Raw genomic sequence first — 14,410 nt, forward strand, 5'->3', positions numbered from 1 at the left:
ATCATGCTTCAGGGATCAAAACAGGCGGAAGCGGCGCGGTGACTTCTCCGCTTCGTCATCGGGGTCGACGCCGGGGTCGTCGGGCAGCCGCGCCAGTTCCTCGGCAGGTTCGACGGGTTCGGCGTCGTTTGGTATTGCGGCGAAAGCGGCGGCGGTGACCGGCGTGACCTGGTCATCGCCCACAGCGGGCTTCGGCTCGATCGGCGCCTCGCTGCTCGTCCTGGCGATGGCCGGATGATCGATCACTTCGGCTTCCTTTGTCGGCTTGGCGGGTGCCGCAAGCACCGGCACATCGGCTTCGTCTTCATGGCTGTCGATGAGCTGGCCCAGCCGCTCCATCGGTGCGCGCCAGGCGAAAGCGTCGAGCTTGCCGCTGACCGGCGATACCGGCGCCCAGCGTTCGGAGACGACGCCGTCGGCGACCCAGGCCGGATCGCGCGGCGCCCTGACCGCCTTGGACAGCAATTGCCTGATCTTGCCCTGGTCGCCGGTCTCTGCCTCCTCGATATCGGCCAGCAGCAGGTAAGCGCCTTCCCGGCGATCCATGCGGATCGCGGCTTCCGCCTCGCGGCGGGCGGTGGAAAAATCCTGCGCATCGAGCGCGGCGCGCGCCACCGTCATCGACGATTCGGCATTGTTGCGCTTCAGCTCCTGCAGCTTCTTCGCCCGGTTGAGACGATCGACCACGGCATCTCCCGGCCTTGCATGGGTGTAGAGCTCGGCGATCTCGGGATGCGGCTCCGCCTTCCAGGCTGCCTCAAGGATCTTCGAGCCTTTGCGCACATCGTTCTGTTTGAACAGAAGATTGGCGGCTGCAACCGCGGCCGGCGCGAAATCGGGCGCGAGCTTGTTTGCCTCGAGTGCCGCTGCCTTGGCTGCATTGGGGTCGCTGTCGGTCAGCGCCTGCGCCTTGGCGGTCAACAGCACAGCGCGGCGGCGATTGGCGGCGTCGCGTTCGATCTGCCTGGTCGACTTCTGCGCCTCCACCAGCTTCAGCGCGCCGTCCCAGTCGCCGCGCCCGGTCAGATCTTCCAGCGTCGATTCGGCGGCCCAAGCCAGTTGCGGTGCGACGGAAGCGGCGCGCCCGGCATAGTGACGCGCCGCGTTGCGGTCGCCGAGCCGCTCGGCTTCGAGATAGAGCCCGCGCAGGCCAAGCAGCCGCATTTCGGGATCGTCGAGCATCGCCTCGAATTTTTCGCGCGCGCCCTCATGGTCGCCTTCGAGCAGCGAGGCTTGCGCTTCGAGCAGCTGGATCAGCGGCTCCTGGTCGGAGCGGATCAGTTTGGCGGCTTCCTTGGACTTCTTGCGGGCCAGCGCGCCATCGCCGGCGCCGGCTGCGATCATGCCGGTCGACAGCGCCTGATAGCCACGGTCGCGGCGGCGGACGCGGAAATAGCGCGAGATCGTGTACGGGCTGTTCCACAGCGACTTGATCAGCCACCAGACGATCATCACCGCTGCGACGACGGCAACGATCGCCACCGCCGCCACCATCAGGCTGACCTGGTATTGGTAACCGTTGAAGGTGACGACCATCTCGCCGGGACGATCGGCCAGCCAGGCAAAGCCGAGGCCGAGCGCGAAGACGGCGGCGAGAAAGATGAGAATGCGGATCATCGTGTCGTCCTCATGCCTTCATCGCACCTGCAATCAGCGCGTCGACCTGCGTCTCGACGTCGATGCGCGCCTTCAGTTTGCCGGCAAAGTCGGCGCCAGCAGCCTTGACCGCATCCGGCAGCGTTGCGTATTCGCTGAGCGCCTTGGCGTAGTCGCCCTGATTGACCGCCACTTCGATGCGCGCCACGGTTTCCGGCGCGCCGGCGCCTTCGACGGCGCCGATCGGCCGGACCTTGACCAGCGATTCGGCGCTCGACAAAAGGTTCTGGAAGAAGCCGGCATTTTCATCGACCGGCGTCGCCGCCACGACCATCGCATTGGCCGCGGCGTCGGCCTCGCCGGCGATCTCGGTGCGGGTCGGGACGCCCTTTTCAGCGTAGGGGCGCAGCGCTGCAATCTGCGGTGCATCGGGCGAGATCGCCGCGAAGGTCTCCAACTCGGCGGCGAACGGCGCGCCGCGGTCAAGCGCCGCCTTCAAGGCCGAAGCGGCGATGGCCATCGCGATCTTTGGCTGCGAGGCCTGCGCATCGACCTTGCCGGCGAGCTGCGTCACCGACTGCTCCAGCGCGGCGATCTTGCCTTCCTGCGTCTTGGCTGCCTCACCGGCCGATTTCACCAGTGCGTCGAGGCCCGCCAGTCTTTCATTGAGCGGCGCGAGATCGACGGGCGCTGCACCACCGGCCTGGCCAAGGGCGGCGACCGCGGTCTCGATCTGCTTGACCTTGTCGCCAAGCGAGGCAAGCCCGGCATTGTCGCCGGCGCCGCCCCTTTCGACCGCCGATTTCAGCGATGCGACATCGGCCTTGACCTGATCCAGCGCCGAAGACAGCCCGTCGACCTTGGCCGTTGCGGCGCCATTGCCGCTGGCTTCCCTGAGGTCGGCGATTTCGCGCTTCAGCGAAGCGATCTCGCCATTGACGCCGTCGAGCGAGACCGTGCCCGCCCCTGAGCCCGGAGCGCCAAGCACGCCGGCAAACTGCAGCCCCCCGGCGGCAGCCAGCGCGATGATACCGCCGATGATGCCGGCGGCAATGCCGCTCGTGCGCTTCGGTTGCGCGGCCATGGGCTGGTTCCCGGCTGTCCTTGGGGTTTCCTTGGGTGCACCCGGCTTGGGCGAGGCATCCTCGAAACTGTAGTCGGAGGTTCTGGCGCGCGGTGGCGCATCCGAAGCGGTGGGGTAAGGCTGCTCCGCCTGGGTGGACGCCTTGGCATCGGCGCTTTCGGGAGCGGCCTGCGCCGCGGCATCGGAGTGCTCCCACGGCTCGAGATCGGCTTGATCGGCGTGAACGGGCTCGTCAGGCGTCTCCGGCTGCGCATTGGCCATAGCAGCGGCATCCTCAGCCGCAACCGACCCTGCCGGGGCCTCGACGTCGTCCGAGTTGGCGACATCCGTCTTGGCGGCATCCGCATCGGCAATGCGCGAGACAGCGCCGGGTTCGAGTTCGATGGTCACCGGCTCGCGGCGGCTTTTCGAATGTCGCATCTTCGGCGTCTTGACCATGCCTGGGCTCCGCAATCCTGCTTCGTCTGGGCGCCCGACGGCGCGTGATGGTTTGAAAAATGGTCTAGCACATCATCATCAGGTGAAAAGGGGCGGCGTGATGACACGGGCTCAGTCGCCGCGGTGCAACAGCTCAAGCAGCGCCTCCTCCTGCGGTTCCCGCGCCATGCGTATTTTTTTGCCGGCGGCATTGTCAAACGCCGCTGCCACGCGCTCGGAGAGCGCAAAAGCCTGCGTATTTTCAAAGAGATCGCGCAGTTCCGCCCGGCTGGCCAAGGCCTGCAACGCTGCCGCCGCCTTGGCTGAATAGAGCAGCACCGCGTCGACCGCCTGATCGGACAGGCGTGTACGGATTTCAGCATCGGAATAATCGAGCGAAATCGTGTCGTAGGTTTCGACGGTGCGGACCTCGACGCCGGCCTTTCGCAGCCGCGCCTCGAATGCCGGAAACCGCACGCGCCCTGTGAGATAGACGACCGCCTTGCCGGAAAGGCCGGCAGCAATCGCCTCGGCCAGCCGCTCGGCGTCGCCCGCCCCTTCGCTGACCGACAAGAACCCTGTCGAACGTGCCGCTTCAGCCGTCCTGCGTCCGACGGCATGGCAAGGCAAGGCGGCGAGCGCACGAATGAGTTCTTTCGGCGCATGCCGCACCGCATTTGCGCTGGTCACAGCGACGGCCACGGCATTGTCGCTCGCAGCATCGGCGCCAACCCGCAGTGTCACCGTTTCGGTCAGCGGCAGAAGGAGCGGCTCAAATCCCAATTCCTGCAGCCGCCGCATGGTTCGCGACGCCCCGGGTTGCGGCCGCGTCACCAGGACACGCATATCAGACCCAGCCGTCGAAGAAGGTTTCGCCCGCTTTGACCCGCACCATCCTGGCCGCGTCCGTGCCGATGTCAGCGGCATCCAGCGCCAAGCCTTCGGCCTTGACCTCATGCGATTGCGTGCCATCGGGCGAAATGATCAGCCCGGCGAAAACCAGCCTGCCGCCCGAGATCGTCGCATAGCCGGCGATCGGCGTGCGGCAGGAGCCGTCGAGCGCCGCCAGGAAGGCGCGCTCACAGGCCAGCGCCTGGCCTGTCGGCACATCATGGATGGCCACCAGCATCTTTTCGACCTCGCTGTCGCCGATGCGGGTTTCGATGCCGATTGCGCCTTGTCCCGGCGCCGGCGGAAAAGCATCGACCGGCATCAGATCGGTGACGACCTGGCCGAGCCCCAGCCGCTTCAGCCCGGCAAAAGCGAGGATCGTGCCTTCGGCGACGCCTTCCTCCAGCTTGCGCAGCCTGGTCTGCACATTGCCGCGGAACATGACCACGTCTAGGTCCGGCCGCATGCGCCGGATCAGCGCCTGGCGCCTGAGCGAAGACGACCCGACCTTGGCGCCTTGCGGCAAATCAACAATGCGCTTCACCGCCTTGCCGATGAAGGCGTCCCGCGCATCCTCGCGCGGCAGGAAGGCGGACAGCTCCAGCCCGTCCGGCAGCACTGTCGGCATGTCCTTGGAGGAATGCACGGCGATATCGATCGTGCCGGCCAGCAGCGCCTCTTCGATCTCCTTGGTGAACAGGCCCTTGCCGCCGGCTTCCGACAGCGGCCGGTCCTGGATGCGGTCGCCGCTGGTCGAAATGATGACGACCTCGAAGGCTTCCGCCGGCATGCCGTGCGCTGCCATCAGCCGCGCCTGCGTTTCATGCGCCTGGGCGAGCGCCAGCGGGCTGCCGCGTGTTCCGATTTTCAAAGTTTGCATGGCGCGCGGTCCGTGATAACCCCCGGCTGGCTTTGCGTTTCCGGCGCTCTCCCTAACGAGGCCCGCCTCTACTAACTAGGAAAGTCCGGCGATACAATCTCTGGAGACAGCGACGAATTGATCCGCGTTCTGGGCATTGAGACGAGTTGCGACGAGACCGCCGCCAGCGTGGTGACGCTGGACGGCGATTCCGTGCCGGTGATTGCGTCCAACATCGTGCTCAGCCAGATCGAGGAGCACGCCGCCTTCGGCGGCGTCGTGCCGGAGATCGCCGCGCGTGCCCATGTCGAGGCGCTGGACGGCATTGTCGAGGCCGCTCTTGCGGATTCGGGCGTAGCCCTGGCCGACATCGACGCCATTGCCGCCACTGCGGGCCCCGGCCTGGTCGGCGGGCTGATCGTCGGCCTGATGACGGCCAAGGCGATTGCAGCGGCCGCCGGCAAGCCGCTGATCGCCATCAACCATCTCGAAGGCCACGCACTGACCGCAAGGCTGACCGACGGGCTCGACTTTCCCTATTTGCTGCTGCTGGTTTCCGGCGGCCACACCCAGATCGTCGCCGTGCGCGGCGTCGGCGACTACCAGCGCTGGGCGACGACCATCGACGACGCGCTCGGCGAAGCTTTCGACAAGACGGCCAAAATGCTCGGCCTGCCCTATCCCGGCGGCCCGAACGTCGAAAAGGCGGCAATGTCGGGCGATGCGACGCGCTTTGCCTTTCCGCGGCCGATGAGGGGCTCGGCGCAGCCCGATTTCTCCTTCTCCGGCCTCAAGACCGCCGTGCGCCAGGCGGCGACCGCCATCCAGCCGCTAAGCGAGCAGGATGTCGCCGACATCTGCGCCTCGTTCCAGGCGGCGGTAGCCGACGCACTTGGCGACCGCGTGGCCCGCGCGCTGGCCCGCTTCCGCGACGAATTTCCGGACAAGGCCGAGCCGGCGCTGGTCGTTGCCGGTGGCGTCGCCGCCAACAGAGCGATCAAGGCGACGCTGCAGAAGCAGTGCGCCGAGGCCGGCTTCGCCTTTGTCGCGCCGCCGCTCAAACTGTGCACCGACAACGCGGCGATGATCGCCTGGGCCGGGATCGAGCGGTTGCGGGCAGGCCTGTCGCAAGAGAACGGCTTCGATTTCGTGCCGCGTTCGCGCTGGCCGCTGGACAGCATTTCGGCGCCGATGGTCGGCTCCGGCCGGCGTGGAGCGAAAGCATGAGCGCCAGCAAGACAAGCGGCAGGGACAAGACCGGCTGGCGCGTCGCCGTGCTTGGCGGCGGCGCCTGGGGCACGGCGCTGGCGCTGGCGATGCTGCGCTCCGGTCACGATGTGCGGCTCTACGCCCGCGACGAAGAGACGGTTTCCGCGATCCGCCGCGGCGAGAACCCGCGTTATCTCCCCGGCATCGCCATTGAAACAGGCATTGCGGCGACCAGCGATATCGGCACTGCCCTGACTGATGCCGATTGCGCGCTGGCCGTAGCGCCGGCGCAGGCGCTGCGCGCCATGCTGACGACGGCGAAGCCCCATATGCCGAAAGGCATCCCGCTCGTTCTCTGCGCCAAGGGCATCGAGCGCGACACCGGCGCGCTGCTGTCGGCGATCGTTGGTGACATTCTGCCCGAAGCTCCGGTTTCGGCCCTGTCCGGTCCGAGCTTTGCCGCCGACGTCGCCAGGGGTCTGCCGACCGCTGTCGTGGTTGCTGCACGCGACGACGCCTTGGCGGCCGAGCTTGCCGCGCGCTTTTCGGCGCAGAATCTGCGCTGCTATTCCAGCGACGATTTGATCGGCGTCGAGATCGGCGGCGCTTTGAAGAATGTCTTCGCCATTGCCGCTGGCGCCGTCACCGGCGCCGGGCTCGGCGCCAGCGCGCAGGCCGCCATGGTGACGCGCGGCTTCGTCGAACTGCGCCGCATCGGCGCGTCCTTCGGCGCCAAGCCGGAGACGCTGATGGGGCTTTCCGGCCTCGGCGACCTTTTGCTCACCTGCTCTTCGGCCCAGTCGCGCAATTTCGCCTATGGGCTGGCGCTGGGGCAAGGCAAGCCCTTGGCCGGACTGCCGCTCGCCGAAGGCGTGCCGACGGCGGCGATCGCCGCCCGCATCGCCACCGAGCGCGACATCGACGCGCCGATCATCGCTGCGGTGTCGGCGATACTGGACGGCACGATCACCATTCGGCAGGCTGTGTCCGCGCTGATGACGCGACCCCTGAAGACCGAAACCGACCTCTGATCCCCTAACAAACCGGAGTTTAACATGCTGTTTGCGTTGATTTGCAAGGACAAGCCCGGCAGCCTGCAGGTGCGGGTCGACACGCGGCCGGTCCACGTCGCCTTTCTCGAAGGCCTGAACGCCGACAACAAACTGGCCTTTGCCGGCCCGTTCCTCGACGCCGAGGGCAAGCCCAATGGCAGCCTCGTCGTCGTCGAAGCGCCCGATCTCGCCGGTGCGCAGGCGCTGTCGGCTGCCGACCCCTATGCCAAGGCCGGGCTGTTCGAAAGTGTCGAAATCCGCCAGTGGAACTGGACCTTCAACAAGCCGGCGGCTAGTTAGTTCCGACGGCGCCTAGAGCGATCCCAGGAAAAGTGTGGAACGGTTTTCCGTCCGGAATTGCGCAAAAAATAGTAGTTGGAGCAAAGACATGAACTACTGGCTGTTCAAATCCGAACCTTCGGTCTTCTCCTTCGAGGCGCTGAAGGCCAAGGGCAAGGCCGGCACGCAGTGGGACGGCGTGCGCAACTATGCAGCGCGCAACAACATGAAGGCGATGCAGATCGGCGATCTCGGCTTCTTCTATCACTCCAATGAAGGGCTGAACGTCGTCGGCATTGCCGAAGTCTGCGGGCTTGCCCATCCCGACAGCACCACCGACGATCCGCGCTGGGAATGCGTCGACATCCGCGCCTTCAAGGACGTGCCGGACCCGCCGACGCTGGAGCAGGTCAAGGCCAATCCGAAGCTTGCCGAGATGGCGCTGGTGCGGCTTGGACGGCTTTCCGTACAGCCGGTGACGCCGGCCGAATGGAAGGAAGTCTGCCGCATGGGCGGCCTGACGCCGGCTCCGTGACGGTCCTCACGCCGAACAGCGCGAAAAAGTTCATTCTCGACAACACGGCGCTTATGTCGCCGCCGCATGTGCCGGAGATTGTCCTCAATCTTGCCGACGAAGCGCATGACCTCTGGCAGCGCACGGAGAACGAGCTGATTGAAATCGGCCTGCCGCCGCCGTTCTGGGCCTTTGCCTGGGCCGGCGGTCAGGGCCTTGCCCGTTACGTGCTGGACAATCCGTCGGATGTGCGGGGCAAACGCGTGCTCGACTTCGCCTCCGGCTCCGGCCTTGTCGCCATCGCCGCCGCCAAGGCGGGTGCGGCGCAGGTGATCGCCGCCGACATCGACCCGTTCTGCGAAACGGCGATCCGCCTCAACGCAGAGGCCAATGGCGTTGCCATCGACTTTTGCGGCACGGACTGCATCGGCACCGACGCCGGCTGGGACGTGGTGCTGGCCGGCGACGTCTTCTACGACAAATCCTTCGCCGACACGCTGATGCCGTGGTTTTCGACACTGAAGGCGCGCGGCGCTGACATCCTCGTCGGCGATCCGGGCCGCTCCTACATGCCGAAGGCGGGACTGGAGCCGCTCGCCGTCTACGAAGTGGCGGTGACGCGGGCGCTGGAGGACGCCCTGGTCAAGCGCACCACGGTGTGGCGCTTCGCTTGACGGCATTGCCGAACAGGCGTTCCATCGCGCATTGATTTGAAGAATACGCATGTCGTTATCCCAGAACCGTCAGGCTTTGGGCGGCATGCTTGAGGGGAGGGCTTTATGGATTTTTCAGTGGTGAACTGGCTGGCGGTGGTTGTCGCGGCCGTCGCGGCGTGGCTGTTTGGCGCGGTCTGGTACACGGTCCTCAGCAAGCCTTGGATGAGGGCGGCCAGGATCGATCCGTCAACGTCAAAGAAATCGATATTGCCCTTCATCATCTCCTTCATCGCCGAGCTGATCATGGCGCTGGTCTTGGCCTTGGTCGTCGGCGCGATGACGGGCGGCGAGCCGGTCCTTGTCGTAGGGCTGGTCTTCGGCTTCGTCCTCTGGCTGGGTTTCGTTGCCACGACGCTGACGGCCAACCATCGCTATGAGAATTTCGGCTGGGACCTGACCCTGATCGACGGCGGCCACTGGCTCGGCGTGCTGTTGATCATCGGCGCGGTGATCGGCTGGTTCGGGACGCCGGTCGCCGGCTGAGGCCTGCAGAAGTCGTCAGGTCTGCGTCCTGGCGACTTCGTCGAGGATCCATTCACGGAAAGCGATGATGCGCGGATCGTTGGCAGTGCTCTCGGGATAGACCAGGAAGTAGCCGAACTCCGGCCCCACGCGCAGACCGAGTTCAAAGGGCTGCACCAGCCTTCCCTGGGAAAGGTCGTTTGCCACCATGGCGAACTCGGCGAGCGCCACGGCATTGCCGTCGAGCGCCGCCTGCACGGCATCGGTAGAGGTTCCAAACACGATAGTCCGACTGTCGTCGAAATCGTTGATGCCGGCCGCCGCCATCCACATGCGCCAGTTCGGCCATGTCACGCCTTGGCGCGACCATTCGATATGGGCAAGCGTGTGGTTGAAGAGGTCGCGCGGTTCGCGCAGCGGCGGGCCGGAGGTCAGCAGGCTCGGGCTGCACACCGGAATGAGGATGTTGTCGAACAGGCGATGGGCGCGAAGCCCCGGATACTTGCCGACCCCGAACCGGATGCCGACATCGACGTCGTCGAGTTCGAAATCGCGCACTTCGTAGCCGATGTCGAACCTCAGTTCGATACTGGGCTGAAGTTTGCGAAAATCGTCGACGCGCCGCATCAGCCATTTTGACGCGAATTGCGCGTCGAGCGTTACCTTCAGCAATGCCGTGCCGCGCGTCAGCTTGCGCGCCCGCGACACCGCCCGGTTGAGCAGGTCGAGCGCATCGATCGAGGCCTCGAACAGCACCGTACCTGCCTCGGTCAACCGGATGGTACGACTGGTTCGCGTGAACAGCACCAGCCCGAGCTGATCCTCGATTTCCTTGATCTGATGGCTGACCGCCGCCGGCGTCAGCCCGAGCTCGTCGGCAGCGCGGGTGAAATTGAGGTGGCGGGCGGCGGCTTCCAGAGTCCTCAGCGCGCGCGTTCCGGGCAACAGACGGGACATCAACGTATCCTCAAATAAAACTTGACGATCCGAAAAGAACTACTCGTTTCTCTCATGGATTTCAATGCGGCATGATGCATCCATCGAAACACCATCAAGCCGGATTTGATATCCGGCGGAACACGGGAGCGCATCATGTCCATCTTCGTTTTGAACTCGCCAGCAGCTCGCTCGAACTGGTTGCATGCCGTAACGGACTGGCTTCGCCAGGCGAAAGTCGCCATCAACCTGCCGCGCCAGGACGTGGAGGATCTGTCGGATCGCCAGTTGCGCGACGTCGGCGCGCAGCGCAAGGACGTGACGCGGGCCGTGGACCGGGAACTCGGCCGGCTTGGATTGCTGGACACTGGGTGGCAGAAGCCGAGAAGGCGTTAGGCAATGGTGAGTAGTGAGTAGTGAGTAGTGAAGGATTGAAACGACGCCGAGACCATCCTACTCCCTACTCCCTACTCCCTACTCCCTACTCCCTACTCCCTACTCCCTACTCCCTACTCCCTACTCCCTACTCCCTACCTCACCACCCTCACCACCGTCCGGTCCGACACCAGCGGCAACAGCCGCGCCATTGTCCGCGCTGTCACCGCCACGCAGCCTTGCGTCGGTGTGAAGCCTGGGCGCGCCAGATGGAAGAAGATGGCGCTGCCACGGCCGCGCCGGCGCGGCGCCATGTTCCAGTCGAGCACCAGGCAGGCGTCATAGAGGCGGTCGTCGCGCCGCATTCGCTCATGGCTGGCGCCATAGGGGATTTTCACCGGCCGGTTGTAGTTGCGGTCGTCCGGCACCTCGCACCAGCCGAGATCGGCGCCGATCGGCGCCATCGCCAGCCGGGTTTTGCGGCCGGCCGCGAAATGATCGCCCCGAAAATATCCTGACAAAATCCGCATCTCGCCAAGCGGCGTCGCACCGTCGCCTTCGCGCTTGTTGGCTGAGATGCCGCCGCGTCCGAGCGCGCAGGCAAACACCTTGCTGCCGGCCTGCAATATCCCCTGGCTGGGGTTGCCCGGCCTCGCCCGAACCACCAGCACACGCAGCCCTTTCGGCAAAATTGCGCCGGCTGCATTGCGATCGCGTTTTTTCTTGTATGATCGTGTCACGGAACAAATCACTGTGATCGGACTGTTGCGCCGGTCAGCTTCCGCATAAATGGGGGGCGGTCAACTGAAAATTCTTTTCAAAACAATGGATTGATCCATGACATCACGTACCATTCTGATCGTTGACGACGATGACGACCTGCGCGGAACCCTCGTCGAGCAACTGGCCCTTTACGAAGAATTCGACGTCTTGCAGGAAGCGACCGCCGCCAAAGGCGTCGCCGCGGCGCGCGGCGGGCTCATCGACCTACTCATCATGGATGTCGGGCTGCCCGACATGGATGGCCGCGAGGCGGTGAAGATCCTGCGCAAGGGCGGCTACAAGGCGCCGATCATCATGCTGACCGGCCACGATACCGATTCCGACACGATTCTGGGCCTCGAGGCGGGCGCCAACGACTATGTCACCAAGCCGTTCCGCTTCGCCGTGCTGCTCGCCCGCATACGCGCACAACTGCGCCAGCACGAGCAGAGCGAGGACGCCACCTTTTCGGTCGGGCCCTACACGTTCAAGCCCAGCCAGAAGCTTCTGATCGACCAGCGCGGCGGCAAGGTGCGGCTGACCGAGAAGGAAGCCTCGATCATCAAATATCTCTATCGAGCCGACCAGAAGGTGGTCACGCGCGACGTCCTGCTCGAGGAAGTGTGGGGCTACAATTCCGGCGTCACCACGCACACGCTCGAAACTCACGTCTACCGGCTGCGCCAGAAGATCGAGCGCGATCCTTCCAATGCTGAAATTCTTGTGACAGAAAGCGGCGGCTACAAGCTGGTTCCTTAAACTTTTCATTGTTCAATAGGCGGTCGGGGCGGGACTGTTTCGGGGAGGATCCGGCTGGGGGAGCCTGGATCGGCCCGCTGCGCAGATTGAAGTGTTAGAGCGTCCTTTGCGCGTTCAATTGGACGCGCGGCGCTCTAAGGGAGGGATTGGACTGACCGTTCGGGGACGCAGCTAGAGATGGCGCTGGATGACGACATCCGCATCCTGTCCGCCGTGAAGCTCTTTGAGGGTTTCACGCAGGAACAGCTGCGCCTGCTCGCCTTCGGCGCCGAAGCCACCCATCTGCAGGCCGACCGCAAGCTGTACCGCGAGGATGACGAAGCCGACTCGGCCTATATCGTGGTCAGTGGCCGCATCGTGCTCTACCGGGAGCATGATGGCGACCGCATCCCGATCGGCACCGCCGGCCCCGGCACGATCCTCAGCGAACTGGCGCTGATCGCCGACTCAAGACGGCTGACCAGCGCCTCGGCCGAGACCGATTCGGAAGTGATAAGGTTGAGCCGCAAGATGTTTCGCCGCATCCTGGAGGAATATCCCGAGGTGGCGGTGAAACTGCACCAGCGCATCCTCGATGATTTCCAGGCCATGATCGCCCGCATCGAGAAGCTGGCCCCAAGGTTTGGCGGGTAGGTCCCCGCGACCGCGCTCACGCTTGGGTGTGTCGAGATTCAGGTCAGGCCGAGTCGAAAATGGCTGATACCGAGAACCGGAGCGGAGCGTACTCAAAGTACGCGAGCACCGGAAGCGCAGGTATCGGCCATTTGCAGGCCGGCCTCACCTGAATATCGGCCCGCCTAATCCAGGTCGAACCGCGCAATCACCGGCACATGGTCCGAGGGCCGCTCCCAGCCACGCGCCTCTCGCAGGATCTCATAGCCGGCAAAGCTCGGCACCAGGTTCGGTGACGACCAGACATGGTCGAGCCGGCGGCCGCGGTTCGAGGCTTCCCAGTCCCGCGCGCGATAGCTCCACCAGGTGTAGAGCTTCTGCTCTGGCGGCACGTCGAGCCGCATCAGGTCGACCCAGTCGCCGGCGATCCGCATCGCGTCGAAATTTTGCGTCTCGACCGGCGTGTGGCTGACGACGTTGAGCAATTGCTTGTGCGACCAGACATCGTGCTCCTGCGGAGCGATGTTGAGGTCGCCGACCAGGATCGAGGCCGACACCTCGTCATGCGCGGCGCGGATGGCGTTCATCTCGGCAACGAAATCGAGCTTGTGGCGGAACTTGCGGTTGATCTCCGGATCGGGCTCGTCGCCGCCGGCCGGCACGTAGAAATTGTGGACCAGGATTGCCTTGCCGCCGGCCTGCACCTTGACCGACAGATGCCGGCTGTCATCGATCTCGCAGAAGCGCCGTTTCTCGACAATCTCGATCGGCCGCCGCGCCACCGTCGCAACGCCGTGATAGCCCTTCTGGCCATGGAATGCGATGTGCTCGTAGCCGGCCTTGCGGAACGCCTTTTCCGGAAACAGCTCGTCGGGAACCTTCGTCTCCTGCAGGCAAAGCACATCGGGCGCCTGCTCCGTCAGCAGCCGCTCGACGATCGGCATGCGCAGGCGCACGGAGTTGATGTTCCAGGTGGCGATGGAGAAGGGCATGCGGCGGTCCGAACAAGGTCGCCGATCTACTGCCAGCCTAGCGCCACAAACACAAGCCAGCCTTTGCGGGCGGCGGCTCTGATTCAGGTCAGGCCGAGTCGAATGGCGGTCTCCGAGAACCGGAGCGGAGCGTACTTAAACCACGTGAGCACCGGAAGCGCAGGAGATCGCCATTGGCAGGCCGGCCTCACCGCATCTAGCGCTGGTTGGTGTTCAGCTCGCGGTTCGCCGCATAGTCGATGGCAAAGGTGTCCGCAGGGAAGCTGACGCCTTCCTTGGTGTTGTAGATCATCACCGTGGTGTCCTTGCCCTGCGCGTCGGTGATGGTCCACTGGCGCAGATCATAGGATTTCGGATCGAACATCATAGTGATCTTCGAATTGCCGAACACCGACTTGTCGGCAAGCTGGATGGTGGTGAGGTCGCTCTCTTCCTTGATCGATTTCACGCGGCCCCCCGAGAGGTCGATCTTGGTGTCGAGCAACAGCTTCAGCGGCGTCTTCGACAACGGATAGAGATCGGACGTTTTCAGCCGCTTGTTGAGGATGACCACCGACTTGCCGTCGGAAATCACCCGGAAATTCGACTTGCCGTCATAGTTGAAGCGAATCTTGCCTGGCCGCTCAAGGAAGAACTTGCCGCCGGTCTGCTGGTTGTTGGGGCCGAACTGGACGAACTCGCCGCTCATCGATTTGACCGAGGAGAAATGGTCGGCGATCTTTTGCGCCGTCGGCGGCACCGCCGCCTGCGCCGAGGCCAGGAGCTGGAACCCCGGCACGACGTTGATGGCCGCGGCGCCGGCAAGCATCAGGCCAAGGCCGAGCAACTGGCGACGGTTTGGAGCGAAATCGCTGATCGCGGAAAGATCGTTTTTCATGCCGGTCACTCTCGTGTG

At 64.7% G+C, this 14,410-nt stretch carries 17 protein-coding genes; 9 read left to right on the plus strand and 8 right to left on the minus strand.

Annotation, left to right across the window (positions count from 1 at the left end):
- Nucleotides 1–15: 15 nt before the first annotated feature.
- The 4 genes from NKI05_RS21600 to hemC form a co-directional block, all read right to left on the minus strand.
- Entirely contained in the window at nucleotides 16–1,617 is a 1,602-nt protein-coding gene (locus NKI05_RS21600) for a heme biosynthesis protein HemY (protein ID WP_023815311.1), read from the minus strand.
- 10 nt (nucleotides 1,618–1,627) lie between these two features.
- On the minus strand, nucleotides 1,628–3,118 hold the full coding sequence (locus NKI05_RS21605) for a COG4223 family protein (protein ID WP_023670481.1): 1,491 nt from the start codon (nucleotides 3,116–3,118) through the stop codon (nucleotides 1,628–1,630).
- Between the two features lie 111 nt (nucleotides 3,119–3,229).
- The gene (locus NKI05_RS21610; protein ID WP_023815312.1) at nucleotides 3,230–3,943 is read right to left on the minus strand and encodes a uroporphyrinogen-III synthase; all 714 of its coding nucleotides are present in this window, start codon (nucleotides 3,941–3,943) and stop codon (nucleotides 3,230–3,232) included.
- 1 nt (nucleotide 3,944) lies between these two features.
- A complete protein-coding gene (gene hemC, locus NKI05_RS21615; RefSeq protein WP_023670483.1) occupies nucleotides 3,945–4,868 on the minus strand; it encodes a hydroxymethylbilane synthase in 924 nt (307 codons plus the stop codon).
- Nucleotides 4,869–4,988: 120 nt separating this feature from the next.
- On the opposite strand from hemC, the gene tsaD reads away from it, so the two are divergent.
- The 6 genes from tsaD (at nucleotide 4,989) to NKI05_RS21645 (ending at nucleotide 9,100) form a co-directional block, all read left to right on the plus strand.
- Nucleotides 4,989–6,074 (plus strand): tRNA (adenosine(37)-N6)-threonylcarbamoyltransferase complex transferase subunit TsaD, encoded by a 1,086-nt coding sequence (gene tsaD, locus NKI05_RS21620; RefSeq protein WP_196813717.1) that lies wholly within the window; start codon nucleotides 4,989–4,991, stop codon nucleotides 6,072–6,074.
- Nucleotides 6,071–7,087 carry an NAD(P)H-dependent glycerol-3-phosphate dehydrogenase gene (locus NKI05_RS21625; protein WP_023815313.1) on the plus strand — a complete coding sequence of 339 codons (1,017 nt, stop codon included), beginning with the start codon at nucleotides 6,071–6,073 and terminating at the stop codon, nucleotides 7,085–7,087. The genes tsaD and NKI05_RS21625 overlap by 4 nt, the downstream gene beginning before the upstream one ends.
- 24 nt (nucleotides 7,088–7,111) lie before the next feature.
- A complete protein-coding gene (locus tag NKI05_RS21630; protein ID WP_023670486.1) occupies nucleotides 7,112–7,408 on the plus strand; it encodes a YciI-like protein in 297 nt (98 codons plus the stop codon).
- A gap of 88 nt (nucleotides 7,409–7,496) precedes the next feature.
- A complete protein-coding gene (locus tag NKI05_RS21635; RefSeq protein WP_023752691.1) occupies nucleotides 7,497–7,922 on the plus strand; it encodes an EVE domain-containing protein in 426 nt (141 codons plus the stop codon).
- Nucleotides 7,877–8,575, plus strand: a complete 699-nt coding sequence (locus tag NKI05_RS21640; protein ID WP_031205339.1) for a class I SAM-dependent methyltransferase — start codon at nucleotides 7,877–7,879, stop codon at nucleotides 8,573–8,575. Before NKI05_RS21635 ends, NKI05_RS21640 begins: the two co-directional genes overlap by 46 nt.
- Nucleotides 8,576–8,680: 105 nt before the next feature.
- Nucleotides 8,681–9,100, plus strand: coding sequence for a DUF1761 domain-containing protein (locus tag NKI05_RS21645; protein ID WP_023815315.1), 420 nt, complete (start codon nucleotides 8,681–8,683; stop codon nucleotides 9,098–9,100).
- Between the two features lie 15 nt (nucleotides 9,101–9,115).
- Here the strand turns inward: NKI05_RS21645 and gcvA are convergent, their stop codons facing one another.
- Entirely contained in the window at nucleotides 9,116–10,036 is a 921-nt protein-coding gene (gene gcvA / locus NKI05_RS21650) for a transcriptional regulator GcvA (protein WP_023683901.1), read from the minus strand.
- A gap of 135 nt (nucleotides 10,037–10,171) precedes the next feature.
- Between gcvA and NKI05_RS21655 the strand changes: the two genes are divergently transcribed.
- A complete protein-coding gene (locus NKI05_RS21655) occupies nucleotides 10,172–10,411 on the plus strand; it encodes a hypothetical protein (RefSeq protein ID WP_023670491.1) in 240 nt (79 codons plus the stop codon).
- A gap of 134 nt (nucleotides 10,412–10,545) precedes the next feature.
- Here the strand turns inward: NKI05_RS21655 and NKI05_RS21660 are convergent, their stop codons facing one another.
- A complete protein-coding gene (locus tag NKI05_RS21660) occupies nucleotides 10,546–11,082 on the minus strand; it encodes a L,D-transpeptidase family protein (RefSeq protein ID WP_196813612.1) in 537 nt (178 codons plus the stop codon).
- A gap of 145 nt (nucleotides 11,083–11,227) precedes the next feature.
- Between NKI05_RS21660 and NKI05_RS21665 the strand changes: the two genes are divergently transcribed.
- Together NKI05_RS21665 and NKI05_RS21670 are read left to right on the plus strand one after the other, a co-directional pair.
- A complete protein-coding gene (locus NKI05_RS21665) occupies nucleotides 11,228–11,911 on the plus strand; it encodes a response regulator transcription factor (RefSeq protein WP_023670493.1) in 684 nt (227 codons plus the stop codon).
- A 177-nt stretch (nucleotides 11,912–12,088) separates the two neighbouring features.
- Entirely contained in the window at nucleotides 12,089–12,544 is a 456-nt protein-coding gene (locus tag NKI05_RS21670) for a cyclic nucleotide-binding domain-containing protein (protein ID WP_023670494.1), read from the plus strand.
- 164 nt (nucleotides 12,545–12,708) lie between these two features.
- Here the strand turns inward: NKI05_RS21670 and xth are convergent, their stop codons facing one another.
- Nucleotides 12,709–13,515 (minus strand): exodeoxyribonuclease III, encoded by an 807-nt coding sequence (xth, locus tag NKI05_RS21675; RefSeq protein WP_023670495.1) that lies wholly within the window; start codon nucleotides 13,513–13,515, stop codon nucleotides 12,709–12,711.
- A 196-nt stretch (nucleotides 13,516–13,711) separates the two neighbouring features.
- Entirely contained in the window at nucleotides 13,712–14,392 is a 681-nt protein-coding gene (locus NKI05_RS21680; protein WP_023670496.1) for an outer-membrane lipoprotein carrier protein LolA, read from the minus strand.
- Between the last annotated feature and the right edge of the window lie 18 nt (nucleotides 14,393–14,410).

It is taken from the genome of Mesorhizobium sp. M0771, from assembly GCF_040320155.1.
Classification (GTDB): domain Bacteria; phylum Pseudomonadota; class Alphaproteobacteria; order Rhizobiales; family Rhizobiaceae; genus Mesorhizobium.

What these genes read in the sequence shown, in the direction of transcription:
- NKI05_RS21600 (WP_023815311.1), bottom strand. Translation starts at nt 1,617, where the DNA reads ATGATCCGCATTCTCATCTTTCTCGCCGCCGTCTTCGCGCTCGGCCTC.
- NKI05_RS21605 (WP_023670481.1), bottom strand. Translation starts at nt 3,118, where the DNA reads ATGGTCAAGACGCCGAAGATGCGACATTCGAAAAGCCGCCGCGAGCCG.
- NKI05_RS21610 (WP_023815312.1), bottom strand. Translation starts at nt 3,943, where the DNA reads ATGCGTGTCCTGGTGACGCGGCCGCAACCCGGGGCGTCGCGAACCATG.
- hemC (WP_023670483.1), bottom strand. Translation starts at nt 4,868, where the DNA reads ATGCAAACTTTGAAAATCGGAACACGCGGCAGCCCGCTGGCGCTCGCC.
- NKI05_RS21625 (WP_023815313.1), top strand. Translation starts at nt 6,071, where the DNA reads ATGAGCGCCAGCAAGACAAGCGGCAGGGACAAGACCGGCTGGCGCGTC.
- NKI05_RS21630 (WP_023670486.1), top strand. Translation starts at nt 7,112, where the DNA reads ATGCTGTTTGCGTTGATTTGCAAGGACAAGCCCGGCAGCCTGCAGGTG.
- NKI05_RS21635 (WP_023752691.1), top strand. Translation starts at nt 7,497, where the DNA reads ATGAACTACTGGCTGTTCAAATCCGAACCTTCGGTCTTCTCCTTCGAG.
- NKI05_RS21640 (WP_031205339.1), top strand. Translation starts at nt 7,877, where the DNA reads ATGGAAGGAAGTCTGCCGCATGGGCGGCCTGACGCCGGCTCCGTGACG.
- NKI05_RS21645 (WP_023815315.1), top strand. Translation starts at nt 8,681, where the DNA reads ATGGATTTTTCAGTGGTGAACTGGCTGGCGGTGGTTGTCGCGGCCGTC.
- gcvA (WP_023683901.1), bottom strand. Translation starts at nt 10,036, where the DNA reads ATGTCCCGTCTGTTGCCCGGAACGCGCGCGCTGAGGACTCTGGAAGCC.
- NKI05_RS21655 (WP_023670491.1), top strand. Translation starts at nt 10,172, where the DNA reads ATGTCCATCTTCGTTTTGAACTCGCCAGCAGCTCGCTCGAACTGGTTG.
- NKI05_RS21665 (WP_023670493.1), top strand. Translation starts at nt 11,228, where the DNA reads ATGACATCACGTACCATTCTGATCGTTGACGACGATGACGACCTGCGC.
- NKI05_RS21670 (WP_023670494.1), top strand. Translation starts at nt 12,089, where the DNA reads ATGGCGCTGGATGACGACATCCGCATCCTGTCCGCCGTGAAGCTCTTT.
- xth (WP_023670495.1), bottom strand. Translation starts at nt 13,515, where the DNA reads ATGCCCTTCTCCATCGCCACCTGGAACATCAACTCCGTGCGCCTGCGC.
- NKI05_RS21680 (WP_023670496.1), bottom strand. Translation starts at nt 14,392, where the DNA reads ATGAAAAACGATCTTTCCGCGATCAGCGATTTCGCTCCAAACCGTCGC.